This is a genomic window from Ruegeria sp. CH2 (assembly GCF_056537065.1).
In genome coordinates, this window is sequence record NZ_JBQFQV010000006.1 from 10,983 (window position 1) to 36,465 (window position 25,483).

The following is a 25,483-nucleotide window of genomic DNA, read 5'->3' on the forward strand; positions in this document are numbered from 1 at the left end:
CCGAACAAAGGGTCGGGCCTGTACGACATCACTCCACAGATTGCCAAGTATATGACCAATCGACTGAAATCGGTGATCTTGCTGGGGCCGGGCCTAGGCTGGCTTGCGCTTCTTATGGTGGTGCCGTGTGGCCTTATTTTTACCTATGCGTTCTTTGAACGCGGTATCTATGGCGGCATCGACCACGTCTTTACGTTTGAAAATTTTGTGCGGGCCGCCGATCCTCTTTACCTCGGGATCTTCTTACGCTCGGCCAAGATCGCGTTTCTGGCCACGATAATCGCGATCCTGATCGCCTATCCGGCGGCCTATGCCATCACGCTGGCGCCGCGCCGGTGGCAGACCGGTTTGCTGATCTTGGTGATCTTGCCGTTCTGGTCCAACTACCTAATCCGCACTTACGCCTGGATCGTGATGCTTAACCGCGAGGGCTTGATCAATAATACTCTCCAGGGGGCAGGCTTGATCGATGAGCCGCTGTCTCTGCTTTATAACAATTTCGCGGTGATCGTTGGGCTTGTCTACAACTACACCCCCTTTGTGGTTCTGGCGATCTATTCGTCGCTGAACCGCATAAATGTCGAAACCATAGAAGCCTCGGAAGATCTTGGAGCGCCCGCTTGGACCACTTTCTACCGGGTGATACTGCCACAGACCGTTCCCGGGATTGCGGCAGGTGGTGTCTTTGTTTTTGTATTGTCGATCGGCAATTTCATTACGCCCGATTTGCTTGGCGGCGGGCGACTTCAGATGGTTGGAAACCTGATCTATGACCAGTTCCTGAGCGCCCGCGACTGGCCATTCGGAGCAACGCTGTCGATGTTCCTGATTGCGATTATGATGGGGCTTTTGTTCGCACAGGCGGTATTGGCCAATCGCGCAGCGGGACAGAGAGGGCAGGACTGATGCGGGACCGATCCAACATGGGCCTGAAGCTGCACCTGGTTTTGTTTTACACCTTTCTCTATGTGCCGATCCTTGTGCTCATGGCGTTAAGCTTTAACCGGGCCGGACTTCCAACTGTATGGACCGGGTTTTCGTTGGAATGGTACGGCAAGTTGTTTACCGCGGATCCAATACTGTCGGCGGCGCGCAACACGCTAATCGTGGCCTTAATCTCGACCGTTCTGGCGACAATAATCGGCACGCTTTTGGCGGTCGGTGTCGAGACACGGCGTAATTCTTCAGTTCTAGACGCGGTTCTGTTCGCACCGATGATCATCCCCGACATAGTTCTGGCCATCGCGCTCTTGTCCTTTTTCACCCTACTCAACATGACGTTGGGGCTTCATTCGATCATCCTCAGCCATGTCGTATTTAACATAGCCTTTGTTGTCGCCGTGGTGCGTACGCGGATGCGCAATTTCGACCATTCGATACTTGAGGCCAGTGCCGATCTTGGGGCCAGCGAATTCACCACCTTTCGCCGCATCCTGCTGCCCGCCATCGCGCCGGGGGTTATCGCCGGGGCGCTGTTGTCTTTCACCCTGTCTGTGGACGAATTCATTATTGCCTTCTTTACCGCCGGTGCTGGGCAATCCTCGACCACGTTGCCGATGCAGATTTACGCAATGATCCGATTTGGCGTCACGCCGGAAATCAATGCGATGGCTACCATCGTCATGTTCGTTTCATTCACGCTGGTCTTCTTCGCACAGCGTACCGACAAAGAGGTTTTCAGCCGATGAACCAAGGGGTTCAACTCAGGAATATAACCAAGCGATACGGTTTGGTGACCGCGATCGACAATGTTTCACTGGATATTCGCGATAACGAGTTCTTTGCACTTTTGGGCCCATCGGGCTGCGGCAAGACCACACTATTGCGGACGCTGGCGGGATTCGAAACGCCACAGGAAGGACAGGTAATCGTTGCCGGGCAGAACGTGACAAACATACGTCCCAGCAGGCGGCCCCTGAACCTGATGTTCCAATCCTATGCCTTGTTTCCGCACATGAGCGTCGAAAAAAACATCGCCTATGGGTTAGAAATGGAGAAATTGCCTAAGGACGAAATTGCCACGAGAGTGGCCGAGGTTCTGGAAAGTGCGAAACTTTCGGGATTTGCCGGGCGCAAGCCGGATCAGCTTTCTGGTGGGCAGCGACAGCGGGTTGCTTTGGCGCGCGCGCTGGTCAAAAGGCCAAAAGTCCTGTTGCTGGATGAGCCCCTTTCAGCTCTGGACAAGAAACTACGAGAAGAGATGCAGCTGGAGCTCAAACGGTTGCAACACGAGGTGGGGATTACATTTCTAATTGTGACCCATGACCAGGAAGAGGCCTTGGTCATGGCCGACCGGATCGCGGTCTTGCATGATGGTAAGCTGGCGCAGGTCGGTACTCCTCACGAGCTCTACGAACACCCCGGATCGCGCTTTGTTGCAGATTTTATAGGCGTGATGAACTTTCTGGATGGTAACGCCGTCGACGGCGGTGTCGATGTCCACGGGGCGGGAATGCTGAGGGGCGTTTCCGAGCTGCGCGGTGCTGCCACGATTGCTGTGCGCCCGGAACGGGTCAGCCTGATGCAGACCGCCCCTCGAGATGGGCGCAACTGCCTTCCAGGCACTGTCGAAGAAGTCGCCTATCACGGATCAGACCTGGGTGTGCATGTGCGCGTTCGCGGTGGGAGGAGCACCCTTTCCGCCCGCGTTCCCGCCAGCCAAGCCGACCGTGAAAATATCCAGCCGGGTCAGGATGTCCACTGCGTATGGGACGCGAAACATTCCCGCATCCTTCCCAACTGCTAAGCCAAATCTAACCGGAGACCTACAATGTCACAGAAAACCATCGCCTTCTTCCCCGAAGCTGCCTTTGGCCCTGCGCTGAATTCGGTTGGCATCGCGCAGGCCTGCGAGAAACTGGGCCATAAGGCTGTATTTCTAAGCGATCCCGGCTTTGTCGAGGTATATGAAGGTTATGGGTTTGAGGCGCATCCTGTTGCCCTGTCCGAGCCGATGGAACCCGAGGCGATGGCAAAGTTCTGGGAGGATTTCATCAACGGTCACATCCCAAATTTTCGCAAAGCCCCGATTGACCAAATCGATAACTACGTCAAGGATTGCTGGGAGGCGATCGTCGACAGCGCAAAATGGGCGCAAAAAGATCTGCCCGAGGTATTGGCAAAAATCAAACCAGATATGATCTGCGTGGATAATGTCATTATGTTCCCAGCCATCAAGCAGTTCGGCGTACCGTGGGTGCGGATCATCTCATGTTCCGAAAACGAAATCCCGGACCCGATTGTGCCGCCGCACTTATCGGGCTGTCGGGTGGATGACCGCGAGGGCATGGAGGCCTATGAGGCAAAGTTCCACGATGTGATCAAGCCGATCCACGACGACTACAATGCGTTCCTAGCCAGATGCAACGAAGACGCCTATCCGATTGGAGAGTTTTTCGAAGCGTCGCCCACAATGAACCTTCTGCTTTATCCCGAGCCGGCAAAGTACGAACGGCAGAACCCACTGGACCCAAACCGGTTTCAGTATCTTGAAGGTTGCGTGCGCGAAGAAGAACCCTTTGAGGTGCCAACGTTTAAGTCCAACAATGACAAACCACTTCTCTATGTATCTTTCGGGTCGCTTGGCGCAGGCGACACCGACCTGCTAAAGAGGATCATTTCGACCATTTCCAGGTTGCCCTACCGGGCGCTCGTAAATGTCGGGGATTACATTGACGAATACACAGACATTCCCGACAACGTGCACATACAGAGCTGGTATCCCCAGCCTTCGGTAATTCCGCAGGTTGACGCGGTGATACATCATGGCGGTAACAACTCGTTCACAGAGTGCCTATATTTCGGCAAAACAGCAATCATTATGCCCTATGTCTGGGACGGCCACGATAACGCCACCCGTGTTCAGGAAACCGGCCACGGGTTCGGGTTTCACCGATACGACTGGACCGATGATGAATTGGCTATTGCCCTCGACAAATGTATCAACGATCCAGGAATGCAGGCGAAGATGGCGGCAACCTCTGCTCACATGCAGTCACGGCATGGCCCGACCAAGGCAGCTGGCATTCTCGACGAAATCCTGAAAGCCGCGGAATGAGCAGCGCCCCGCATCTTTCGGAAATCTCGACCCGCACCGACCTCACGGACTGGGGGCTACAGCCGGACATGATTGAAGGCCAGTCGCATTCATCGGGTATGCTGGTTCACAAGGGTCCTGACAACCGGCCGGAGATCGGCGCATGGGTCTGCACTCCAGGCCGCTGGCGCCTAACGATACCGCGTGACGAGTTCTGCTATTTTGTGCAGGGCCGCGCGGTCTATCTGTCGGATGCAGGCGAAAGCATCGAAGTTACGCCCGGAACGGCCGTACTATTCCTCGCCGGTTGGGTAGGGGAATGCACGGTCGAGGAAACATTGCGCAACACCTACTACCTAACGGATCGCGAACCTGAAACATGACCACGCCACGTATGCAAAACCCGCTCCAGCAGACTGATCTTGTCGATTGGGGGGTAATCCCGACGATGATTGAAGGGCAATCCCGCACCTCGGGAAAGCTGATCCACAAGGGGCCTGACGGCCAGTCCGAATGCGGCCTTTGGGTCTGCACTCCCGGTAAGTGGGAATGTCACGTCACCAAGGACGAGTTCTGCCACTTTCTGGAAGGCCGCTGTACCTATATCCATGAAAGCGGCGAGGTAATTGAGATTACGCCCGATACGGCGGCCTTTTTTCCGCAGGACTGGAAAGGCGTTTGCACTGTCCACGAGACGGTCAAGAAAGTGTACATGATCCGCTAACGGCGCAATGCCTGTCAAACAAGGGGGCTGCCCAATGCGTGACCCGTTCAAATCTACCTACTACCTCAACCCCAAGCATGTGCCATTGGAGGGTGGTGGGACCACTCTGGTCAACCCGTCTACCTTGCAGCCCGTCGGGGTTTTTGGTGAGCCGTCGCCGCAGATCGTGAACCAGGTCCTGGACCGGGTAAATGCGGCGCAAAGGAGGTGGTCCGCGATGGACTGCAAATCTCGCGCGCGGGTATTGCACCAGATCGCCAACGACATCGAAAGCGGCGACATGACTGAGATCGCCCGCTTGATGACATTGGAAACGGGCAAACCTTACCCTGAATCGATCGGCGAGATTGCGAACATCCCGCCGGTTTTCCGCTACTATGCCGAGATGGCGCGCAATGACGCGGGCAAGATTGCCGGCACGATGCAAACTGGATCTTTTCAGTATCAGACATACGAGCCCTACGGCGTGTCCGTGCATGTGGTTCCGTACAATTTCCCCCTCATTCTTGGCTGCTGGTCGATGGCCGCATCACTTGCGGCAGGTAACGGTGTAGTGTTGAAAGCCTCACCTGCAGGAACTTTGTGCACGATGGCGTTCATGGAGTTTTTTCGGGCGTTGCCCCAAGACCTGATTGCTTGCCTGCCGGGTGGTGCAGACGTGGGCAAACAGCTGATTGCCAGCCCCAAAACCCATGTGGTCGCTTTTACAGGGTCCGTGCCGACAGGTCGTGCAGTCGCAGTGGCCGCAGCGGAGAACCTGAAACCCGCAGTGATCGAGGCTGGGGGAAGCGATCCACTGATCGTCAGTAAACACGCCGACATCGCGGTCGCTGCTGCCGGGGCGGTTACCGCTGCATTTTTGCAGTCGGGCCAGGTTTGCACATCGTCTGAACGGATTTTTGTAGTGGATGACGTGTACGACGATTTTGTCGATGAATTCGTGACCCGAACCCGGAAACTGCGCATCGGCGACGGAATGGGGGTGGCGGAAATCGGACCTTTGGCCTCCAAGGAGGCACGCGACAAGGTCGAGCGTCTGGTGCGCGATGCAACTGAGAAAGGCGCGGTGGTTGAGGTAGGAGGCGGTACCCCGGATCACGTCGGGCCGGGTTGGTTTTTCGAACCAACGATCCTGACCGGCGTGACGACGGACATGGCGCTAACTCAGGAAGAGGTTTTTGGGCCAGTCGCCTCGGTCATTCGGGTGAGCGACTTTGACCAAGCGCTTGAACTGGCAAACGCGTCACAATTCGGTCTTGGCGGATGCCTGTTTACCGGCGACTTGGACGAGGCATTTCAAGGGGTGAACAAGCTACAGGTGGGGATGGTCTGGGTCAACAACCCGCTCGTGGACAACGATGCCTTGCCTTTTGGCGGCGTCAAGAATTCTGGGCTTGGGCGTACGCTAGGCCTTCAAGGCCTCGAGGCTTTCAGACGACCCAAGATGGTCGTGATTGATCCGAAGGCGAAGGAGGCGGACTGGTGGTATCCATATCCCGACGACTGGTTCTATTCAGATGACGTACAGGGCGGGAGAAAGCACACCGGCTAGGGTGATGATCGGTGCGACCTGATCGACTCTACAACTGAAGATGAGCTAACGGCAGGATTGTCCGCGTCTTTCTTGTCTGACTTGGCTGCGGCGAAAGCACAGTATGGGTTCGGGCAAGATCCGCGCTGCTGAACGACTGCTTCGGTGACATGCGCTGCACGGCAACAGAAGGTGCGCCGCGACTGCAAAGTTATGCTGCGTCAGCGAGGGTTGAAAATCCAAAGTCGGGTTTGTCCCGCTCACCGCCAATTCACGCGCGACCAGGTGAACGGCCCCTATCTCGAAGGGCGGCCATTCAAGCCTGGCGCAGCGAAGGTTCCGAGAGAGCCCTAAGCAGAACGTTAGATTTTCTCAGTGTGCCACGCTGCAACAGATACGCTGCCGAATTCAGCGTAAACTGGAGTAGTAACAATCAGCGTTGAAACCTGTTATTTTGCTGATCGTTTCGAGACGGCCCTTTGATCTGTAAGCTGACGTTGTTGTTATCCCGTAGCCATATTCCCGTTTTAAGATGATCGGTAAGCCAACGGCGAACTGATGCATGTGGGGGATTTCTGCGTTTGGGTCCTTGATTGCATTTTTCGGAGATTTTTGCAGGGCGCGCTCGCGAAAATCAGAGTAACTCTGCCCACCAATCACCGTTTGATTGGCAAGGTTCTGAAGCCTTGGACCAAGTTTGGCGTCCTTGAAAAAGTCGGTACCGAAACTTCTGGCAACTAGCGCGTAACCAAAGGCGCTTTCTGCTCCCAGAGTGTGATACCAATAGCCGCGGTAGCCGCGAAATGAGTTTTCTTTCAGCATGCCTTGGGCATCTATCTTTTTGATGAAAGAGGAGCGGCGCTTGCGTATTTCGCTTTTGGCGAGCCATGCATCACGTTTCCACCTAGCGTAGGCAAGCACGCCCAAACCATAGTCTCCAAATTCATACAATCCGTCACTTTGCGCGCCGTTTGACGCCAGTGGGGAAAGGAATTTCTTGTAGATCTTGTCAAAGTACGTATCCAGTATTCGTTTCTGGTCTGGTGTCGCGTATTCCTCAAGCACAATGGCCGAATACAACATTGCAACGCCAGTATAGCCAGTGTGTTGCACAACATGCAGTGGACATGGTTGGTCGCTTCGGCCACCTTTCCAGCACTCCACTTTCTTTGCGCTATTATATGATGGGGCATTCAGCAGGGCGTTCGCTTTCCCAAGATGGACCAGAGTGCCCAAGATTTTTTTGCTGGCCGCGGCGTCACCTTTTGCCGCCGCGCCATATGAAACTTCTAAGAGCTTTGTCCACCTTTTGGAGAAGGCATCGTGGTTGACGTTCAGAGAATTGGTGCTCGTCATGCTCGCTGAACTTAGTGCTGAAATCATCTTAAGGTCACTGTTCAGGCGAGATGAAGAAAAAAACTTCGAGCATGCAGAGCCTTGCAGGCGTTCAGCAAAGAAGTCCGTTGGGAACGTCACGTTTTGCGCACTTGCCGACGTCGCAATGATCGACGACACTAAAAAAACGGATAAGATCCAATGTCTAAAGAATATTTGCATTTTGCTTCTTCAGGTTCCCCGTATTCAGAGAATTGGAATGTACTGATATTTACAACGTCAAAGGCCCGCTTTTATCAGTTAGTACTATCCACGCGCTCAACTTCTAGAATATACCCTCGTGATGATCCGGTGCCGTTTGCATCGTCCCAATACGGTGAAGGCTGATGAACGTAATTGTGGAACCGAACGACGTCCGAGTTCCCGCCATGATTGTTTGGCTGGCCTTCTGACCAGTTCGAAAACGTAACCGGTTCGCCGCTGACCAGCGCCCACCCACCGTCTGGCTCAATAGCACCTTCCTCCTGATATGTGCCGATCCAAGGTCCGAAAGCTTGCCCATCCTGATGCATATCCCACAAGCGCTCATCGTTCTTAATGAGTTCGAAAACAAAACTGTTCTCAGCTTCGGATGTAATGGAAGCTAAATAGCCACCCCTCTCTTTGGCATCTGCAACAGCTGACTGCCAGGAACTGCCCCATGTCAAAATTGCATAATAGGAATGTTCATTCCATTCGCCTGATGCAACTACGTCAGACATCTTAGGCAGTGGAGGTGCATCTAGGTTGCTTTCAGACGTCCACGGCGGCGATCCACCAGAAAGCGTTGTAGTGCTGTCACGAGCAGTAAGAACATACACAAGACCCAAGCAGGCGGCAGCGAAAAAGGCACCTCCCGCGGCCAGAATGCGCAGCTTATTTTCTTTACGCACACTGACATCTTGGACGCCTTCAACGTTGTAAGCGCGCACCGGACGATCAATGTTCCTTAATCGCTTGGTTCCCATGGCACGGAATCCAAGGGATAGCTTGCCTTGTATCTGGTCGTGTACCTCGCCAGACAAGCAGATTCCACCAGGTTCAGCGAGGCTTTCTAGTCGAGCGGCCACATTTACGCTGTCACCTAAAAGATCACCATCTTGAAGGATCACGTCTCCGACATTTATCCCGATGCGAAACTGAACTTGAGAAGACGACGGAACCGAGAGGTTGCGTGTCCGTATTGCTTCCTGAATTTCAACGGCACATCGCACCGCTTCGACAGAGCTCGCAAATTCAGCAATAATGCTGTCACCTGCGGTGTTGGCAATCCGACCACCAAAATTCTCAATAAGCGCATCAGTCACTGATCGATGCTCTAAGAGCATTTTAGCAGTGCCTTCTTCATCGATGCTGGTAAGACGACTATATCCGGCAACGTCGGCAGCCAGTATCGCTGCAAGACGTCTTGCAATCTTGTTAGAACTCGCTTGCGTTTCGTTATCTTGCGGCAAAATTCATCATCTTCTGATGCAATGGTAAGAGTGTTACGTTCGCGACTAACGCTTACCAAAAAATACCGAGACCAAATCGAAAATCTAGCGCTTTCTCATTTCCAACTCCCGCGGTTTTCCAATGATCAGGCGTTCGTGTAGCTTATTTGCTTCGAGGTGAGTGCCAGCTACATCCGCAGACCACCAGCTCGCCGTACGCTCAATTTTGCCACCGCAGCGAAAGTCTGGTCTGGTGAAGCTATGCCGCAGCGCTTGACCGATCCTCCGATCCGCCGCATGCCACCCCATCGTCAGTTCGATGACGTGCCACTGTACCACGTATCCGGGGATATTAAAAAAATACCGAATATTGGTATATGTGATATCTAGGAGGCAAACATGGCAAAGAACACTTCGATGTCCCTTGGGGACCATTTTGCCGGTTTCATCGACACTCAGGTCAGCAACGGACGCTACGGCTCGGCAAGCGATGTCGTACGGGCAGGCCTAAGGCTTCTCGAGGAGCATGAAGCCAGAATCCAGGCGCTGAAGGACGCATTGATCGTTGGTGAAAACTCGGGTGAACCACGTGCCTTTGACCGCGAGGCGTTTCAGGAACGCATGCGCCAGAAGAACAGCACCTGATATCTCAAAAATATGTGCTTTCACCGATGGCGGAAGCTGATCTCGAAGGGATTTGAATTTACACGGCGCAAGAATGGTCACGCGAACGAGCCGAGGTGTATTCCAACGACATCATCGACGCGTTTGAAGATATCGCGGCGGGGAAGAAGGCGGGCAGACCATCTTTAGTCCGCGAGGGATATCTCAAGACATTGATCGGTAGGCATGCGATTTACTATCAAATTCGAGGCGAGTTGATCGCGATCATCAGAATACTGCATCAAAGTATGGATATGGAACAGCACTTGTAGTCTCGGCGAATGGCAGAAATGCGGGCTGCACACACAGCATTTGATCGCATTGTCCAAGGTATCCTTCGAGCCGGAGCGAAGGCCGGATTTGACTATGGCCAATTTAATGCTGCGAAGCCGAGAACGACGACATTGAGCCCAAAGTCTCAGATGCCGCGCTTCGTACGAATGTTTGCTAGGTATTTCGACGAGGTGTAAGCCCTGTGATTTGGATAGCAGTTTCGTTGGCTCCATTTACGGCCGCACTTTTGGAGCGGCTATTCCGAGACCTCGTGGGTGGCAAAGGCATCCGCATAGTCAGGATGCCAGCGCGACAGCGCGGGCCGGTTATGGACAATATCACCCAGGGCCCATTCGACGCGTTTCCTGTCGCGGGCTTCTGAGACATCGTTGTCGGGGCAGAGAATATAGAAATCTCCGTTCGACATGCGCTTCAGCAGATAGTCGATGGCCTCGACGCTTGACCATGCCGCCGCGGGCTTTTCGGGCATGAACTTCTGGATCATGCCCGTATAGGTAAAGCCGGGCACAAACAAATGGACGCTGATTTCGGCACCCGCCTCGCGCAGCTCGTGGGCCAGCATCTCGGTCATGACCTTCACAGCGGCCTTGCTGGTGTTATAGGCGGCGTTACCGGGTGGCGTGGTGATCCCCTGTTTCGAGCCTGTGTTGATAACCACGGCAGGGCGTGCTGCGGCGATCATCCGCGGCAGGAAGGCGTGCACTCCGCTCATGACGCCAAACAGATTGACCTCTATCAGTTTCCGCCAGTTCTCACTGTTTTCCCAACTGCCGGTCGGCAGCGCAATCCCGGCATTGTTCATCAAAACAGCCACCTCTCCGAGTTCAAAGACCTGATCGGCGAGATCCGTCATGGCTGCGGCGTTGGTCACGTCCGCGGGGATCGCCCGAACCGTCTGGGACGTATCCGCCAGTTCGATCAAATCCGCCTCGGCCTTGTCCAGCGCCTCTCCCGGAAGATCGACCAGCACAACACCCAGACCCGCCTGCAGGAACCGTTTGGCCGCAGCGAGACCCACGCCGCTTGCCGCCCCGGTGACAACGGCCAGGCCGCCTTTTTCGACTGCTTTTTGGTACATGTTTTTTCCTCTCATGATGACGGGTCACGTCGTGTTTCAGGGCGCCATCTTTTGTTTAATGCCCCCGATGAACGCCGCATCGTCCTGTTGTTTGCGGGCATCCAGCAAAGCCTCGGCATCAGGTCCTGCGCGATACCGTAAACGGTCGCTGCTATCGTTGGCCGCGTCCCAAATCACCTCAGCAACCGTCTCTGGCGCAGAAGGGTTCGATGCGAGTCTGCCGAACAGGCGCCCCATGGCTTCGGCCATCGGCGTGTAGCCTGACAGATTTTCATCCATCGCAAAATCGAACGAGCTGCCGCCGAAATTCGTCTGGATCATGCCAGGCTGAACAATACGCACCCGTATGCCCAACGGTTCCAACTCGTAGTGCAGGGCTTCGGACAGACCTTCCACCGCAAACTTGGTGCCGTGATAAAGCGCACCCAGTGGGAAGGTGATCTGCCCACCGATGGACGAGATATTGATCACCGTGCCGGAACGGTTTTGACGAAAGTGCGGAAGCACCGCTTTGGTCACCTCTATCAAGCCGATAACGTTGGTGTCGAACTGGCGTCGGATGCGGTCCATCGTAAAGGCTTCGAGCGCGCCATAGGCCCCATAGCCTGCATTGTTCAGCAAAACGTCGATCTGTCCAAAGCGATCGATGCCCTCTGCCACGGCCGTCGCGATTGATTTGGCATCCGTCACGTCCAGCCGCGCCAGGTGGACGTTCTCCAAATTGGCAAGATCCAAGCCGCTGGCAGGGGTCCGCATCGTGGCAACGACGTTCCATCCCCTGGCCTGAAAATACCCGGCCGTTGCCGCGCCGATACCAGACGACGCGCCGGTAATTAGAATGGTCTTCATATCATCGATCCCCTGGTGCCTATAAGCACAATACTCAAGAAATCTGCGTGACTCTTTTTCTATACTCCAAAATTTTTGCACAATTCTCTGGAAACGGAATTTTTTTAAGAAGTAAGTCTGCGTCCATGCAAAAGGAGGGCAAAGGCCTTTTCAGAAGAACTTTGCTTGAGCGGGGCAGGGCGGTTGCGCAGCTTTTGCCCATGACCAATCCTGCCTCTTTCAAGTATTTCAAATCCAGTCCCGAGATCATCCGCCTCGCAGTGATGCTGTACATCCGTTTCCCGCTCTCGCTTCGGAATGTCGAAGACATGTTGCACGAGCGAGGCATCGACGTGAGCCACGAAACTGTCCGGTATTGGTGGAACAGGTTTGGCCCAGTGTTTGCTGCTGAAATTCGAAGAATGCGTGTTAAGCAATTGAGAGCATACTGCAAATGGAAGTGGCGCGTAGACGAAGTTTTCGTGAAGGTGAATGGCAAGCGGCATTACCTTTGGCGGGCTGTGGATCATGACGGCGAGGTGCCGGAGGCCGTTGTTGCCAAACGCAGAAACAAAGCTGCAGCGCTGAAATTCCTCAAGAAATTGATGAAGCGACATGGTAAGGCGGAAACCGTCGCCACGGGTCGCTTCGCATCGTACCGGGCCGCTCTCAGAAAGCTTGGCTCTACCGAAAAACAAAGGACGGGTAGGTGGCTCAACAACCGCGTCGAGAACTCGCACCTGCCTTTCCGACGAAGAGAACGCGCGATGCAGCGTTTCAGGCACATGCAAAGTTTGCAGAAGTTCGCCGCCGTCCACGCGTCCGTCTACAACCACTTCAACCAGGAAAGATCGCTAGCCAGCCGAGACAACTTCAAGTTGACACGCACCGCCGCTCTCGCCGAGTGGCGTCAGCTTTGTTCTGGATAGGTTCGTGGTTTCTGCGGCAAACTGAGACTGGTTCGAATTCGTCTGACAGCACCGCCACCCATACCGTCTTTGTTCAGCGTTTTTTGCAGAGAATTGAACTGCCGTTCCGGTCGGGTGTCGACAGCTTCCTTATCAGAAAAGTCGTGATGTCCGTTGCGGCCCAGTCAGCGACCCAGTCGCTGCGCAGGTCAGGTAAGTTGGCCTGACTTCACCCTCAGCAAAACACATGGTCAGTGAAAACACACAGAAATTGCAAATAAGTTATATTGCGCCTAGAGCTTTTGCCGGAGGCACGCATGAAACTGACATCCTATTCCAACTATGCGCTGCGATCTTTGCAACTGGCTGCGCTCAAGGCCCCAGATCGCATTCGCGTTGACGATGTCGTGCGGGTGCACGGCCTTGCCCGGCCGCATATTGTAAAAATCGTGCACGAGTTGGGTCGGGCCGGGTATCTGGAAACAGCACGCGGCAGAGGCGGTGGTTTCCGGTTGGCTAAACCCGCGGAACAGATAAAGATCGGCGATGTAATTCGCCTGACCGAAGGGCCCCTGGATGTGGTCGAATGCTTTAACCCTGAAAAAAACACCTGCCCTCTGATCGGTATATGTAAATTGTCCCAAGCGATCCAAAAAGCGACCGGGGCATTCATGGCTGTGCTTGATGATCTGACGCTGGCTGACATTGCCTCAAACAGAAACGAGTTGTTAAACCGTATCGCGCCGATTGAGGAGGGCATCGTGGCACCTATGCGCAACGCAAGATGACAATCCTAGATTGGACTGAGCGATTTCACGGGACTAGTCGCCTTCCGAAAGCTGTGCGTGAAAGGTTGCGTACAGCGGCCCGTATCGTGCGGTGCCCAAAAGGCGCTCAGGTATTCGGCCCTGACAACGTTCCCGACAGCCTATTGTTCTTGTACGACGGACGGATTCGCGTTTCTCAAAGTTCGGATTCGGGCCGCGAGATCGTGCTCTATCGGGTCGAGGCGGGGGAAAGCTGTGTACTGACGACGGCCTGTATGCTGGCAGAAGAAGCATATAACGCTGAAGGTATTGCCGAAACCGACGTAACGGCGGTGACGTTGCCGAAACATGCCTTTGACCGTTTGATCTCGGAAGAAGACGCATTTCGCGAGTTTGTATTCGAGGCCTACTCGCGCCGACTGATTGATCTGTTGCGGGTGGTCGATGACGTGGCATTCGGGCACCTGGATATTCGCCTGGCTGAACGTCTTCTGGTTCTGGCCGGGGGGCGGGAAGACATTCAGGCAACGCATCAGCAACTTGCCAGCGAACTGGGCACCGCGCGTGAAGTTGTCTCGCGGATTTTGCAGGACTTTCAAAAGCGCGAGATGATTACCCAATCGCGGGGGCGCATTACGATAACCGACAAGGCGGCATTGGAACGCTTGGCGCAAAGCACTTGACCATTTCGGGAAATTTTCCGGTTTCGTGACTTTGTCACTGAAGTCAGGATTTCAAAGTTATATTTACTCCTCAACTTTTCATGCCGCCAAGGTGATTGCAGGTCTCACGCGACGGCCGGATATGGGCTGGCAGAAACAGAGGAGACGAAGATGGATGAGCGCAAACCCGCCCGGACGTTCGGCGGCATCGCCATTGCGTTGCTTGTTGCTGCTTTGGTCGGCGCGGCTGGCAGTTACATCTTTCTGATGTCCGGGCACGGGCATCGCCAGGGCATGGCCGGTGAACGGGCAGAGCATCGTCACGGTGCAGACGGGCAAGGCCACGACGAGGTCAACATGCCGGGGCTGCGGGGCGAGAACGCAACGCCCGAGGAAAGCGCCGAGCTTGCTGTGATGTTCCGCAATTTCGATACAATCACGCGCGAGGTTGAAAACCTTCCCAATGGTATTCGCACTGTCACGAGATCTTCCGACCCGGATGTCATGGATGCTCTGGTCTCCCATGTTGCCGGGATGATCGATCGGGTGGGCCGCAAGGATGATCCGATGATCATCATTCAGAGCCCGACCCTCGACATATTTTTTGATAATGGCGACAAGATCACGTCGGATATCGAAGTGACCTCTGAAGGGATCGTAGTGGTGCAAACATCCGACGATCCGGAAATAGCCAAAGCCATGCATATCCATGCGGCCGAAGTGAGCGCGATGGCGGATCGCGGCATGGACGCCGTCCACGAAATGATGATGACACGCGGCGGAAACGGGTAAAGGATCCGCGCCAGTTAGGAGGCAAGATCATGAATGATCAGAAGTCTATCGAGATACACAACCAAAAGATGGCCGACGCGATAGCGACGCCGATTGGAAGCTACCCAGTGGATCTGAGCGTGAAGCCCGATGTCCAGGGTTTTTACGACGAGGCGACCGCGACAATCAGTTATATCGTTGCGGACCCGACCTCGAATTCCTGTGCGATTATCGACAGTGTCATGGACATCGATTATGCCGCTGGCCGCATTACGTTTGGCCATGCCGACATGCTGATTGCCGAGGTTGAAAAGAGGGGCCTCAAGCTGGAATGGATCATTGAGACCCACGCCCATGCCGACCACCTGTCAGCCGCGCCTTACATCCAGCAAAAGCTGGGCGGCAAGATCGGCATCGGTGAAAACATCAAGATCGTGCAAGACGTGTTTGGCAAGATCTTCAATGAAGGCACCGAATTTCAGCGGGACGGCAGCCAGTTTGACGCCCTGTTCGTCGATGGCATGACCTACAAGATCGGCAACATGACCGCCTTTACCATGCATACGCCGGGCCACACACCCGCCTGCATGGTGCATGTTGTCGGGGATGCAGCCTTTGTGGGCGACACGTTGTTCATGCCTGACGGTGGCTCGGCGCGGGCCGATTTCCCCGGTGGTGACGCGGGGACATTATTTGACTCGATCCACAAAGTGCTCAGCCTGCCGGACGAAACCCGGCTGTTCATGTGTCACGATTATGGTCCCAACGGGCGTGACATCCAGTGGGAAACCACGGTAGCCGAGGAGAAGGCCCACAACATTCACGTGGGCGGTGGCAAGACTAGGGACGAGTTCATCAAAATGCGGTCCGAGCGCGACGCGACGCTGGCGATGCCGACGCTGATCGTACCTTCGATTCAGGTCAACATCCGGGCGGGCGGCATTCCAACGGATCAGGATGGGAACCAGATGCTCAAAGTTCCAGTCAACAAGCTCTGAACGCAAGAGGCACTCATGGACATCAGAAAGATATCAGGCGCAGTTTCGGTGTCGCCGCAGGTTACGCCAAATGACATCGAGGCGATAAAAGGCGCGGGCTTTCGTGCCATCATTTGCAACCGCCCCGATGGCGAAGGTGCCGATCAACCGACTTTCGAGGAAATCGAGGCAGCAGCGGAAAATCTGGGTCTCGAGGTGCGCTATGTTCCGGTGCAAACCGGGATCGTCAGGGATGCCGACGCCGAGGCCTTTGGCAGTGCACTGACCGAGTTGCCGGGTCCGGTTCTAGCATATTGCCGGACCGGCACGCGCTCGGCCACTTTGTGGTCGCTGAACGAGGCGGCGCACAAGCGTCCGGTGTCCGAGATTCTGTCAGCCACCAAGGTCGCCGGTTATGACATGAGCGGCGTTGCCCGCCGTATTGCCAATGGTGGGAAAACGCCGACCGACACAGGCGACGCATCCTTTGACGTGGTTATCGTGGGTGGTGGGGCAGGCGGTATCGCCACTGCGGCCAGCCTGCACGCGCGCAAATCCGACCTGTCCATTGCCATAATTGATCCGTCTGACGTACATTATTATCAGCCCGGCTGGACTTTGGTGGGCGGGGGCGTCTTCTCAGCAGAACAGACCGCCAAGACGATGGGGTCGCTGATCCCGCGCGGGGTGAAGTGGATCAAGGCGGCAGTTGCGGCCTTCGAGCCGCAGAACAATGCCGTTATTCTTGATGGCTGTCGCGTGGTGAAATACGACCGTCTTGTCGTGTCTCCGGGGCTCAAGCTGGACTGGGGCGCGGTCGAAGGGCTGGAAGAAACCTTGGGCCGCAACGGGGTGACTTCGAACTACCGTTATGATCTGGCGCCCTACACATGGCAGCTTGTCGAAGGGCTTAAGGAAGGCCGGGCGCTGTTCACACAGCCGCCAATGCCGATCAAATGCGCGGGTGCGCCACAAAAAGCGTTGTACCTGTCGGGCGATGCGTGGTTCCGGCGAGGCGTTCTGAAGGATATCGACATCCAGTTCATGAACGCGGGCGGCGTGCTGTTCGGGGTCAAGGACTATGTCCCGGCGCTAATGGAATATGTCACAAAATACGACGCCTCGTTGAATTTTTTTCACAATCTGGTGTCGGTAGATGGGACGGCAAAAAAAGCGACCTTTAAGGTTGCAGTACCCGACACCGAGCCCGAGTTGGTCACAGTCGAGTTTGACATGATGCATGTCTGCCCACCACAGGTCGCGCCGGACTTTATTCGCGTGTCGCCGCTGGCGGATGCGGCGGGCTGGGTCGATGTTGATCAGGCGACGCTGCGCCACAAGAGCTTCGACAATATCTGGTCGCTGGGCGACGTGATGAACGCGCCCAACGCCAAAACCGCTGCGGCGGCGCGTAAACAGGCACCGACCGTGGCCGATAATATCGTGGCAGACATTCAGGGCCGCGGCCCAGTTGCCGCCTATGACGGCTACGGTTCGTGCCCGTTGACGGTCGAGCGCGGCAAGATCGTTCTGGCCGAGTTTGCCTATGGTGGGGTGATGACACCCAGCTTCCCGAAACTCCTGATCGACGGAACCCAACCCAGCCGGTTGGCGTGGCTGTTGAAAGAGAAGCTGCTGCCACCGATTTACTGGTCCGCGATGCTGAAGGGCAAAGAGTGGTTGGCCAAGCCCGAACCACTGAAGGTGGCGACCGATTAACTCCTTTCGAAACTGACACCGGAAGAACCGGTGTCAGTTCTGGCCTGTCCCGCCGCCGCCAAATGTGCAACGGGCCGCCGCTTTTTCAGGACGTGAACCTATGCAGAGCCTTTTACGTTTCCTTCCAATTCTGGACTGGGGTCGCCAGTATAGCCGTGCGTCGCTCTCGAATGATCTGATCGCCGCTGTGATCGTCACGATAATGCTGATCCCACAGTCCTTGGCCTATGCCTTGCTGGCAGGGCTGCCGCCCGAGGCCGGGATCTATGCTTCGATATTGCCGATAATCCTTTATGCGGTTTTTGGCACCAGTCGGGCGTTGGCGGTGGGGCCTGTCGCGGTAGTGTCACTGCTGACAGCCAGCGCTGTGGGGCAGGTGGCCGAGCAGGGCACAGCTGGATACATGGTGGCGGCACTGACGCTGGCTTTCCTGTCGGGTGGGTTTCTGGTGTTGTTGGGCGTTTTTCGACTGGGCTTTCTGGCCAATTTCCTCAGCCATCCTGTCATCGCAGGCTTCATTACCGCATCGGGTCTCCTGATCGCGACCAGCCAGTTGAAGCATATTCTGGGTGTCGACGCCCATGGGCATACCCTGCCGGGGATGTTGGGTTCAATCTTCGAAAACCTCGGGCAAATCAGTTGGCTGACGATAATCATCGGCGTACTGGCCACTGCGTTCCTGTTCTGGGTGCGCAAGAACCTCAAGCCCGCGTTGCGGCGCATGGGGGTGCCGCCCCTGTTGGCTGACGTGCTGACCAAGGCCGGACCAGTTGCCGCCGTGGTGGTGACCACGGTTGTCGTCTGGGGCTTCGGGCTGGATGCGCAGGGCATCAAGATCGTCGGCGAAGTGCCTCAGAACCTGCCGCCGCTGACTTTGCCGGGGCTGTCCCCGGACCTCATCAGTGCATTGCTGGTGCCAGCGATCCTGATCTCAATCATCGGTTTCGTCGAAAGCATCTCGGTTGCGCAGACGCTGGCTGCCAAGAAACGCCAGCGCGTGGACCCCGATCAGGAGTTGATCGGTCTGGGCGCAGCCAACCTGGGCGCGGCATTTACCGGCGGCTTTCCAGTCACCGGTGGGTTCTCACGCTCGGTCGTGAACTTCGATGCGGGGGCGGAAACCCCGGCGGCAGGCATCTATACCGCTGGTGGTCTGGCGATTGCCGCACTGTTCCTGACACCGCTGGTGTACTTTTTGCCCAAGGCCACGCTGGCCGCGACGATCATTGTTGCGGTGCTGAGCCTTGTGGACCTGTCGATCCTGAAAAAGACCTGGGGATATTCGCGCGCCGATTTTACAGCCGTGGCCGCCACCATCGTCCTGACTTTGTTGGCCGGGGTCGAAACCGGCGTGGCCAGCGGCGTGGCAATTTCGATCCTTTTGCATCTCTACAAAACCTCGCGCCCACATGTGGCCGAGGTCGGGCTTGTGCCGGGTACGCAACACTTCCGCAACATCAATCGCCACAAGGTCGACACCGAGCCGTCACTGGTGACGCTGCGGGTGGATGAAAGCCTGTATTTCGTGAACGCCCGTTTCCTCGAAGACCTGATTCAGGCGCGTGTGACCGAGGGCTGCGAAATCCGCAACGTGGTTTTGATGTTCTCGGCGGTGAACGAGGTCGACTTTTCGGCCCTCGAAAGCCTTGAGGCCATCAACCACCGCCTGCGTGACATGGGCGTTGGTCTGCACCTGTCCGAGGTCAAAGGCCCCGTCATGGACCGCTTGAAACAATCGCATTTCCTCGACGACCTCAACGGGCAAATCTTTCTGGCCCAGTACGACGCTTGGCAGCGGTTGACCGCGCCGGAGAGGGTGAGAACGGCGGCAGAGTAACAGGAGCCGCCGCATTCAGATAAGCGCCCCTTGGGTTATGCTGATCGTGTTGCAGATCACCTCAGCGCATAACAAAGGGGTTCGACATCGGTTTGTCCGATGTATTCAGCCAAACGGTCTTGGTCCGCGTGTAGTCGTGAATGGCCTCTAATCCCGCTTCCCTGCCATAACCGGATTGGTTGAAGCCGCCAAAGGGCGCGATGGGTGAGACGGCGCGGTAGGTGTTGATCCAGCAGATGCCCGATTTTAGGCGGGATGAAACACGGTGAGCACGGGCGACATTTTCGGTGAAGATACCCGAGCCAAGCCCGAATGGCGTGTCATTGGCCAGGTTGATTGCCTCTTCTTCAGTGTCGAAGGGCAGCAAGGACATGACGGGACCGAACATTTCGACCTTCAGGGTCTCTGTCTCGGCACTGGTGCATTCCACCAGCGTTGGGGCCATGAAATGACCAGACCGATCCAGTGGCGCGCCCCCGAAACGAATACGGGCACCCTGTTCCCTGGCCTTGGCCAGTGTCGCCTGAATTCTGACAATCTGGGCATTGGTGCACAGCGGGCCAATATGGGTTTCAGGTTCCAATGGATCGCCGATGACTATGCCCGACATCTTTTCTTCGATCTTGGCGATAAGAGATTCCATAAGGGGACGATGGATCAACCCGCGCGATCCTGCGACGCAGCTTTGACCCGAAGCGCCGAAATTGCCCGCGATCAGTCCGTTGGCCGCACCATCCAGATTGGCATCATCGAATACTATGATTGGGGATTTTCCACCCAATTCCAACGTGGTTACGGCAAAGTTCTCAGCCGAGTTGCGCACCACTTGACGCGCCGTTTCCGGGCCGCCAGTGAATGCGATCCGGTCTACGTCAGGATGTCGGGTGAGAGGGATCGCACAGTTTTCTGCGTCCCCGGTAATGACGGAAACGACGCCGGGTGGGAATCCCGCTTTGTCGATCAAGCGGGCGAACTCCAGCATTGGGGCGGGCGCAATCTCTGATGCCTTCAGCACAACCGAGCACCCCGCGGCCAGAGCTGGCCCAAGCTTGGTAGCCGTGAGAAACATCTGCGCGTTCCAGGGGACAATTGCGACCACCACGCCAATGGGCTCGCGCCGCGTAAAGACATGCATGTCCGGTTTGTCGATCGGCAGGACCGCGCCTTCGATTTTGTCCGCCAACCCCGCATAGTAGCGGTAGTAATCGCCGACATATGCCGTTTGGGTCGCGGTTTCCGCTAGCAGCTTGCCGCTGTCCTTCGTCTCGATCTCACCAAGGCGTCCTGCGTTCTGTTCGATCAGTTCTGCAAGCCGGAACAACAGTTTGCCACGTGCAGTTTGTGTCATGTCCCGCCACGCCGGATCATCAAGTGACCGGCGCGCCGCGGAAACGGCGCGCTCTACGTCTTCGGGTGCGGCACAGGCGAAACTGGCCCATTCCTCACCCGTTGCCGGATTCAACGAGGCCATCACTTGCCCACGTGCGCCTTCGGTCCAAGTGCCGTCGATAAATAGCTGGTAATGTGGCTTCTGGTGCATTGCGGCCCCTCACTGAAACTTTGGCATTACATCGTCGATGAAACGGGCAAGGGATGCGCGTTTGCGTTCGAAGCTCATGCCGCTGTCAATCCAAAACGAGTATTCATCATATCCAAGGTCTTCATAGCGTTTCAGACGTTCTGTTACCCCGTCCGCCGTGCCGATTGTCAGATCGCGCGCCAGATTTTCGGGTGCCATCATTGCGTTGGCTGCCATTTCTTCTTCGGTTAGCGCCTGAATCAATCCCTGTCGGACTGGTCGCTTGTTTTGGAACCACGCGCCGAAATAGTTGTAAAACCGGGACAAATCCCGCGCAGCCTGATCCAGTTCAGTGTCATCGCGCCCGACATAGGTGTGGTGAAGCAGCATGATCTTGGGGCGCGCTCCGCCGTGATTGGCGCAGGCGGTCTCAAAGCGAGTCATCAGTGTCTCAATTTCTTCGATACCTTGCCACAGCGGGGTGACCTGAATGTTGAACCCGTTCTGAACGCCGAACTCGTGGCTGTTCGGATCCCGCGCGGCAATCCAGATGGGCGGGCCGCCGGGTTGCACCGGCTTTGGGGCCGAACTGGTGGCGGGAAACTGAAAGAACTCTCCGTCATGCGCGCAGTCGCCTTCCCACAATTTGGGCAGCAGAGGAGCTATCTCTCGCATTCGCTGACCGGCGGTCCATGCGTCCAGACCGGGCATAAGCCGCTCGTATTCATAAGAGTAGGCACCGCGCGCTATGCCCAGCTCGATCCGGCCACCGGTCATGATATCTGCTGCGGCTGCTTCGCCCGCCAGTTTGATCGGATGCCAGAACGGCGCGATCACAGTGCCGGTGCCAAGGCGCACGTTTTTGGTATGATGCGCGATATCCACCAGCGACATCAGCGGGTTGGGTGCGATGGTGAAATCCATCCCGTGATGTTCGCCAGTCCAGACCGCACGCATCCCTGCCTGATCAGCCATCTTGCACAGCTCGATGAACTCTTCATACAATTTCTCATGCGGCTCTTCGGGGCCCAGCCGTTCCATATGGGCAAAAAGGGAAAACTCCATTCGTCAGGTCCTTTCCGACAGGCTGTGCACATCGCCCCGCTGGGCGTCACCCAGATAAAGCGAGAAATTGCGGGTTCGGCTTTCCAGCGCAAAACGAGCCATCATGGTCGCGATGGGTGCTGACGCGTATGGCAGGGTCGCCAGGTCTTTGATTGCGATTGCCTGAAAAGTGCCATGCCGGGGCAGGGACGGCGCAGACGCAAGAATGTAAACATGATGCGTGTTGGCATCGTCATAGACGGAATACGCAACCCCAAGGCGTGCATCGACACCTTTAGCCGTCAGGTCTTGCACAAGGCTGTTTCGCAAATCTTGCCGATCTGACAGCGTGACTTGCGGCGGACGGAAACCGGCTTCTGTTTTCTCCAGCAAGACGTGCCCGTCCTGTTCGATGATTGCGCCGCAGACCACGTTTCGCCCGGATGGTTCCAGCGCGCCACGTTCCAGCCCGAGGCTGAAATACTGCCCGTTCGCATAGCCAAGCCCGGGGGCATCGTCCTGAGAATACGTTTCGACCTGACCGATCAAAACGCAATGGTCCCCGGCTTCGACAACCTGATGAGTGCGGCAGGAAAACGTTGCGACTGCCCCTCTGATCAAAGGGACGTCGTGCGTATCAAAGCAGTGATCGACTTTGGCAAATCGATCACCTTTGAACCCGGCAAACGTATTGGATACATCTTCCTGCCCCTCGGCCAGAATGTTCACCGCGAAACGGGCGCAGGTTGCGAATTCGTGATAAGAAGACAGGTTTTTTCCCGGACAAACCAAAAGCAGCGGCGGGTCGAGAGAAACCGAAGTGAAGGAATTGGCCGTAAAGCCGAGTGGATTGCCTGTGTCATCGCGCGTCGTCACAACCGCTACACCGGTCATGAACCGTCCAAAAGCACGACGAAGGTCACGAGGATCAAGCGCGGTCATTGGCGCAGCTCACTCAGAAAGCTGGAAATGGCGGCGTTGACCTGAGGTGCGTGCGTCATTGGCATCATATGTGCAGCGCCTTCAATGACTTGCGCGCGTCCGTTCATCGCGGTGTCCGCCATGGCGCGTGACATCTCCGGGGTCGAATTGGGTTCAAGACTGCCGGTTAGAAAAAGCGCCGGGCAGCTTAGTTTCTCCAACGCATCGCGTCGGGGGCTCTGACTGTGGGCGAAGACGGAATAGGCCGTTTTATACGCAGCCGGGTCTATCGCCGTCAGCCATCTACGGCAGGCATCGCGCTCGGCCGAGGCGATGTCTCCGAACCATCGATGCAATGTGCTGGTGGGATCAGCGATCGTTTTGCCATCCAGCTGCGCCGCACGGTCGCGCACGGCCTGTGCCGCATTCGCGTCTCTCTCAAAAACCGCGTTCAATGCGACGACCCCACAAACCCGGTCTGACGCTTTGGCGGCAAGATCAAGCGCGATCATGGCCCCCATCGAGTGGCCCACCAAAACGACCGGACCAGTCAGGCAATCCAGAACACCCCGTGCCGGTTCGGTGTACGCCGACAGCCCCATGCTCAGGTCAGCCGATGGGCTGTCTCCGTGACCGGGCATGTCCGGAGCGGTCATGCAACCTTCAGAAGCCAGCCCGTCCAATTGTGCGCCCCAGGCTTCAGCCCGCAAGCCAACACCATGCAACAGAAGGATATTCTGACCCGAACCGGTCTGGATGGCCGCCAGCCCGCCGATCTCAGACCGCGGCCGGGTTGTCCAGGTCATGGCCCAAATCCTTAAGATCCTGATATCGGTCACCGATACGGTGGTGCGGTCTGCCCGAGGTTGCTGCGCCCAACACGACCACAACTTCGTCATCGCGCGGTGCGTCAGAAATCGAGAACTGGATTGTCAGGTAGTGGGACCTCCGCCCAGCGTCGTTTTTATCCATCAACGGCACCATGATCGGCGCATTTGCCGGACCACGTGTATTGGTGAACGCCAGATAGGATTTCGCGCCGACGGCCTCTCGGTAGTGATTACCAAATCGCAAGGTGTGAATAAGGCCCGAAGCGTGCTCGACCTCACCATTCAGCCCGACCACAGCGGCTTTGCCATAGGCTTCGATTGCCTCTCCACTCCCGGCCAGTTTGATCATGCGTTTCGTCATCATCTCACCCAGAACAGGGCCATAGGCTTGTATCTCGGGTTTAAGGTCTTCCACAAACCGTCCTGCCCAGGGGTTGTGAACCACTGCGGCCACGGCAAACATGCGCCATGGGGTTTTGGCGGCTTGGAAGCCCTCGACAAGGACCTCCTCATCGTAGGTGACAATCTTACGTATTTCCGGTTGCATCAAAGCTCTCCTGTCGCGCTCGCAAACGTTAAAAACGGACAGGGTTTTTGACAAATGATTGAATTATGTGCTTTGCCATTAAAAAGACTAATGGACAGCTTGACCAAATGGGTAAATCTCTTCCACCACTGACCTGGTTCCGATCCTTCGAGGCGGCTGCACGAACGCTTAGCTTTACGGCGGCTGCCGAAGAGATTGGGTTGACGCAATCGGCGGTCAGTCAGCAGGTGAAATCGCTCGAAATGCGTTTGGGGACAGCTCTTTTTGTGAGGCACCCCAGAAGCTTGGCGCTGACGGATGCGGGGCGTAAACTATTGCCCGAGGTTGGCAGCGCGCTTGAAGCGCTTGCCGCGGCTGCCGGGCGCGTGGACGCCAGTGCCTCCGGAGACATCTTGACTGTCGCCACGTCTGTTAGCATCGCTCATTGGGTTATTGCCCCATACCTGTCAGATTTTACCAGACGCCATCCTGAAGTACGCGTTCGGCTTCTCAGTGCGATCTGGCCCGATGATTTCCACGCGTCTCACGCTGATGTTCAGGTTCGGTTCGGGTCAAAGAAACAGGTAGGGCATGGCGCTGTCCGACTGATACCTGACCGGCTGGTTGCTGTGAAATCCCCGGCAGTCGCAGGAGACGTGTTTGACCTGCCGCTGATCGAGGCTGTCGGGACATCAAGTGGGTGGGGCACATGGTTTGAAAAACAGGGCTTGCGCCGCCAACCCGGTGTTTTTGTCGATACATTTGGGATGGCCCTGCAACTGGCCGTTCATGGTAGCGGTGTCGCCTTGGTCAGCGAATTACTGACGACCCATGCGATTGCCGCGGGTCTGGTCGTACGCGTGCATGAATGTTCGGTGGACAGCAACGAAGGGTACTACCTTTCGTCCAACGCTGCCAATCCGGCTGCCCGGTTGTTTCACGACTGGCTGTTGGCGTTGGTTGCAGAACAGGCCTCGAATACCGTCAACGTCCCTGATTGACGTCAGACGTTGGTTGACAGTGTTCCACCGATGGGATCAC

26 protein-coding genes are annotated in these 25,483 nt (G+C 56.1%); 17 read left to right on the forward strand and 9 right to left on the reverse strand.

What is annotated here, in order from left to right; all coding sequences use genetic code 11:
* Positions 1–51: 51 nt before the first annotated feature.
* Genes ACR0M9_RS10330 through ACR0M9_RS10360 form a run of 7 tightly spaced genes read left to right on the forward strand, consistent with a single transcriptional unit; the run spans position 52 to position 6,312 of the window.
* Positions 52–906: an ABC transporter permease gene (locus ACR0M9_RS10330; protein ID WP_170463247.1), complete on the forward strand. Its 855-nt coding sequence runs from the start codon at positions 52–54 to the stop codon at positions 904–906.
* Positions 906–1,688, forward strand: a complete 783-nt coding sequence (locus tag ACR0M9_RS10335; protein WP_170666106.1) for an ABC transporter permease — start codon at positions 906–908, stop codon at positions 1,686–1,688. The genes ACR0M9_RS10330 and ACR0M9_RS10335 overlap by 1 nt, the downstream gene beginning before the upstream one ends.
* Positions 1,685–2,746, forward strand: a complete 1,062-nt coding sequence (locus ACR0M9_RS10340) for an ABC transporter ATP-binding protein (protein WP_170463249.1) — start codon at positions 1,685–1,687, stop codon at positions 2,744–2,746. The genes ACR0M9_RS10335 and ACR0M9_RS10340 overlap by 4 nt, the downstream gene beginning before the upstream one ends.
* A 24-nt stretch (positions 2,747–2,770) precedes the next feature.
* Positions 2,771–4,057, forward strand: a complete 1,287-nt coding sequence (locus tag ACR0M9_RS10345) for a glycosyltransferase (protein ID WP_480484408.1) — start codon at positions 2,771–2,773, stop codon at positions 4,055–4,057.
* On the forward strand, positions 4,054–4,419 hold the full coding sequence (locus ACR0M9_RS10350) for a cupin domain-containing protein (protein ID WP_480773517.1): 366 nt from the start codon (positions 4,054–4,056) through the stop codon (positions 4,417–4,419). The genes ACR0M9_RS10345 and ACR0M9_RS10350 overlap by 4 nt, the downstream gene beginning before the upstream one ends.
* A complete protein-coding gene (locus ACR0M9_RS10355) occupies positions 4,416–4,760 on the forward strand; it encodes a cupin domain-containing protein (protein ID WP_170463252.1) in 345 nt (114 codons plus the stop codon). Before ACR0M9_RS10350 ends, ACR0M9_RS10355 begins: the two co-directional genes overlap by 4 nt.
* Before the next feature lie 34 nt (positions 4,761–4,794).
* Entirely contained in the window at positions 4,795–6,312 is a 1,518-nt protein-coding gene (locus tag ACR0M9_RS10360) for an aldehyde dehydrogenase family protein (RefSeq protein WP_170463253.1), read from the forward strand.
* Positions 6,313–6,699: 387 nt separating this feature from the next.
* Here ACR0M9_RS10360 and ACR0M9_RS10365 read toward each other — a convergent pair whose 3' ends face one another.
* Together ACR0M9_RS10365 and ACR0M9_RS10370 are read right to left on the reverse strand one after the other, a co-directional pair.
* A complete protein-coding gene (locus tag ACR0M9_RS10365) occupies positions 6,700–7,848 on the reverse strand; it encodes a hypothetical protein (protein WP_480607946.1) in 1,149 nt (382 codons plus the stop codon).
* 74 nt (positions 7,849–7,922) lie between these two features.
* Positions 7,923–9,119, reverse strand: coding sequence for an adenylate/guanylate cyclase domain-containing protein (locus tag ACR0M9_RS10370; RefSeq protein ID WP_480607943.1), 1,197 nt, complete (start codon positions 9,117–9,119; stop codon positions 7,923–7,925).
* A 378-nt stretch (positions 9,120–9,497) separates the two neighbouring features.
* Here ACR0M9_RS10370 and ACR0M9_RS10375 point away from each other — a divergent pair, with 378 nt between their 5' ends.
* Together ACR0M9_RS10375 and ACR0M9_RS10380 are read left to right on the forward strand one after the other, a co-directional pair.
* Positions 9,498–9,743: a type II toxin-antitoxin system ParD family antitoxin gene (locus tag ACR0M9_RS10375; RefSeq protein ID WP_209504385.1), complete on the forward strand. Its 246-nt coding sequence runs from the start codon at positions 9,498–9,500 to the stop codon at positions 9,741–9,743.
* Between the two features lie 56 nt (positions 9,744–9,799).
* Positions 9,800–10,033, forward strand: coding sequence for a type II toxin-antitoxin system RelE/ParE family toxin (locus tag ACR0M9_RS10380; protein WP_480773609.1), 234 nt, complete (start codon positions 9,800–9,802; stop codon positions 10,031–10,033).
* A gap of 257 nt (positions 10,034–10,290) precedes the next feature.
* Here the strand turns inward: ACR0M9_RS10380 and ACR0M9_RS10385 are convergent, their stop codons facing one another.
* A complete protein-coding gene (locus ACR0M9_RS10385; protein ID WP_480505778.1) occupies positions 10,291–11,133 on the reverse strand; it encodes an SDR family NAD(P)-dependent oxidoreductase in 843 nt (280 codons plus the stop codon).
* A 36-nt stretch (positions 11,134–11,169) separates the two neighbouring features.
* Positions 11,170–11,982 carry an SDR family oxidoreductase gene (locus ACR0M9_RS10390; protein ID WP_480505776.1) on the reverse strand — a complete coding sequence of 271 codons (813 nt, stop codon included), beginning with the start codon at positions 11,980–11,982 and terminating at the stop codon, positions 11,170–11,172.
* Between the two features lie 200 nt (positions 11,983–12,182).
* Here ACR0M9_RS10390 and ACR0M9_RS10395 point away from each other — a divergent pair, with 200 nt between their 5' ends.
* The 7 genes from ACR0M9_RS10395 (at position 12,183) to ACR0M9_RS10425 (ending at position 19,602) form a co-directional block, all read left to right on the forward strand.
* The gene (locus ACR0M9_RS10395) at positions 12,183–12,890 is read left to right on the forward strand and encodes an IS6 family transposase (protein ID WP_480773518.1); all 708 of its coding nucleotides are present in this window, start codon (positions 12,183–12,185) and stop codon (positions 12,888–12,890) included.
* Positions 12,891–13,186: 296 nt separating this feature from the next.
* The gene (locus ACR0M9_RS10400; protein ID WP_480476276.1) at positions 13,187–13,657 is read left to right on the forward strand and encodes an Rrf2 family transcriptional regulator; all 471 of its coding nucleotides are present in this window, start codon (positions 13,187–13,189) and stop codon (positions 13,655–13,657) included.
* Complete coding sequence (locus ACR0M9_RS10405) at positions 13,654–14,319, forward strand: Crp/Fnr family transcriptional regulator (RefSeq protein WP_480505772.1); 666 nt, start codon at positions 13,654–13,656, stop codon at positions 14,317–14,319. The genes ACR0M9_RS10400 and ACR0M9_RS10405 overlap by 4 nt, the downstream gene beginning before the upstream one ends.
* A gap of 150 nt (positions 14,320–14,469) precedes the next feature.
* The gene (locus ACR0M9_RS10410) at positions 14,470–15,090 is read left to right on the forward strand and encodes a hypothetical protein (RefSeq protein WP_480773519.1); all 621 of its coding nucleotides are present in this window, start codon (positions 14,470–14,472) and stop codon (positions 15,088–15,090) included.
* Positions 15,091–15,182: 92 nt separating this feature from the next.
* Positions 15,183–16,067, forward strand: a complete 885-nt coding sequence (locus ACR0M9_RS10415) for an MBL fold metallo-hydrolase (RefSeq protein ID WP_209504912.1) — start codon at positions 15,183–15,185, stop codon at positions 16,065–16,067.
* Between the two features lie 15 nt (positions 16,068–16,082).
* Positions 16,083–17,765, forward strand: coding sequence for a bifunctional protein tyrosine phosphatase family protein/NAD(P)/FAD-dependent oxidoreductase (locus tag ACR0M9_RS10420; protein ID WP_480773520.1), 1,683 nt, complete (start codon positions 16,083–16,085; stop codon positions 17,763–17,765).
* Between the two features lie 100 nt (positions 17,766–17,865).
* Complete coding sequence (locus tag ACR0M9_RS10425) at positions 17,866–19,602, forward strand: SulP family inorganic anion transporter (protein ID WP_480773521.1); 1,737 nt, start codon at positions 17,866–17,868, stop codon at positions 19,600–19,602.
* A gap of 61 nt (positions 19,603–19,663) precedes the next feature.
* Here the strand turns inward: ACR0M9_RS10425 and ACR0M9_RS10430 are convergent, their stop codons facing one another.
* From ACR0M9_RS10430 to ACR0M9_RS10450, 5 genes are read right to left on the reverse strand one after another with little or no spacing between them, the layout of a single operon-like run.
* The gene (locus ACR0M9_RS10430) at positions 19,664–21,142 is read right to left on the reverse strand and encodes an aldehyde dehydrogenase (protein WP_480773522.1); all 1,479 of its coding nucleotides are present in this window, start codon (positions 21,140–21,142) and stop codon (positions 19,664–19,666) included.
* Positions 21,143–21,151: 9 nt separating this feature from the next.
* Positions 21,152–22,186, reverse strand: a complete 1,035-nt coding sequence (locus ACR0M9_RS10435; protein WP_480773523.1) for an LLM class flavin-dependent oxidoreductase — start codon at positions 22,184–22,186, stop codon at positions 21,152–21,154.
* A gap of 3 nt (positions 22,187–22,189) precedes the next feature.
* A complete protein-coding gene (locus tag ACR0M9_RS10440) occupies positions 22,190–23,107 on the reverse strand; it encodes a flavin reductase family protein (RefSeq protein WP_480773524.1) in 918 nt (305 codons plus the stop codon).
* Positions 23,104–23,892: an alpha/beta fold hydrolase gene (locus ACR0M9_RS10445; protein WP_480773525.1), complete on the reverse strand. Its 789-nt coding sequence runs from the start codon at positions 23,890–23,892 to the stop codon at positions 23,104–23,106. Before ACR0M9_RS10445 ends, ACR0M9_RS10440 begins: the two co-directional genes overlap by 4 nt.
* Positions 23,864–24,463 (reverse strand): amino acid synthesis family protein, encoded by a 600-nt coding sequence (locus tag ACR0M9_RS10450; RefSeq protein WP_480481716.1) that lies wholly within the window; start codon positions 24,461–24,463, stop codon positions 23,864–23,866. The genes ACR0M9_RS10445 and ACR0M9_RS10450 overlap by 29 nt, the downstream gene beginning before the upstream one ends.
* Before the next feature lie 107 nt (positions 24,464–24,570).
* On the opposite strand from ACR0M9_RS10450, the gene ACR0M9_RS10455 reads away from it, so the two are divergent.
* Positions 24,571–25,443, forward strand: a complete 873-nt coding sequence (locus tag ACR0M9_RS10455; protein WP_480481714.1) for a LysR family transcriptional regulator — start codon at positions 24,571–24,573, stop codon at positions 25,441–25,443.
* Positions 25,444–25,483 lie beyond the last annotated feature (40 nt).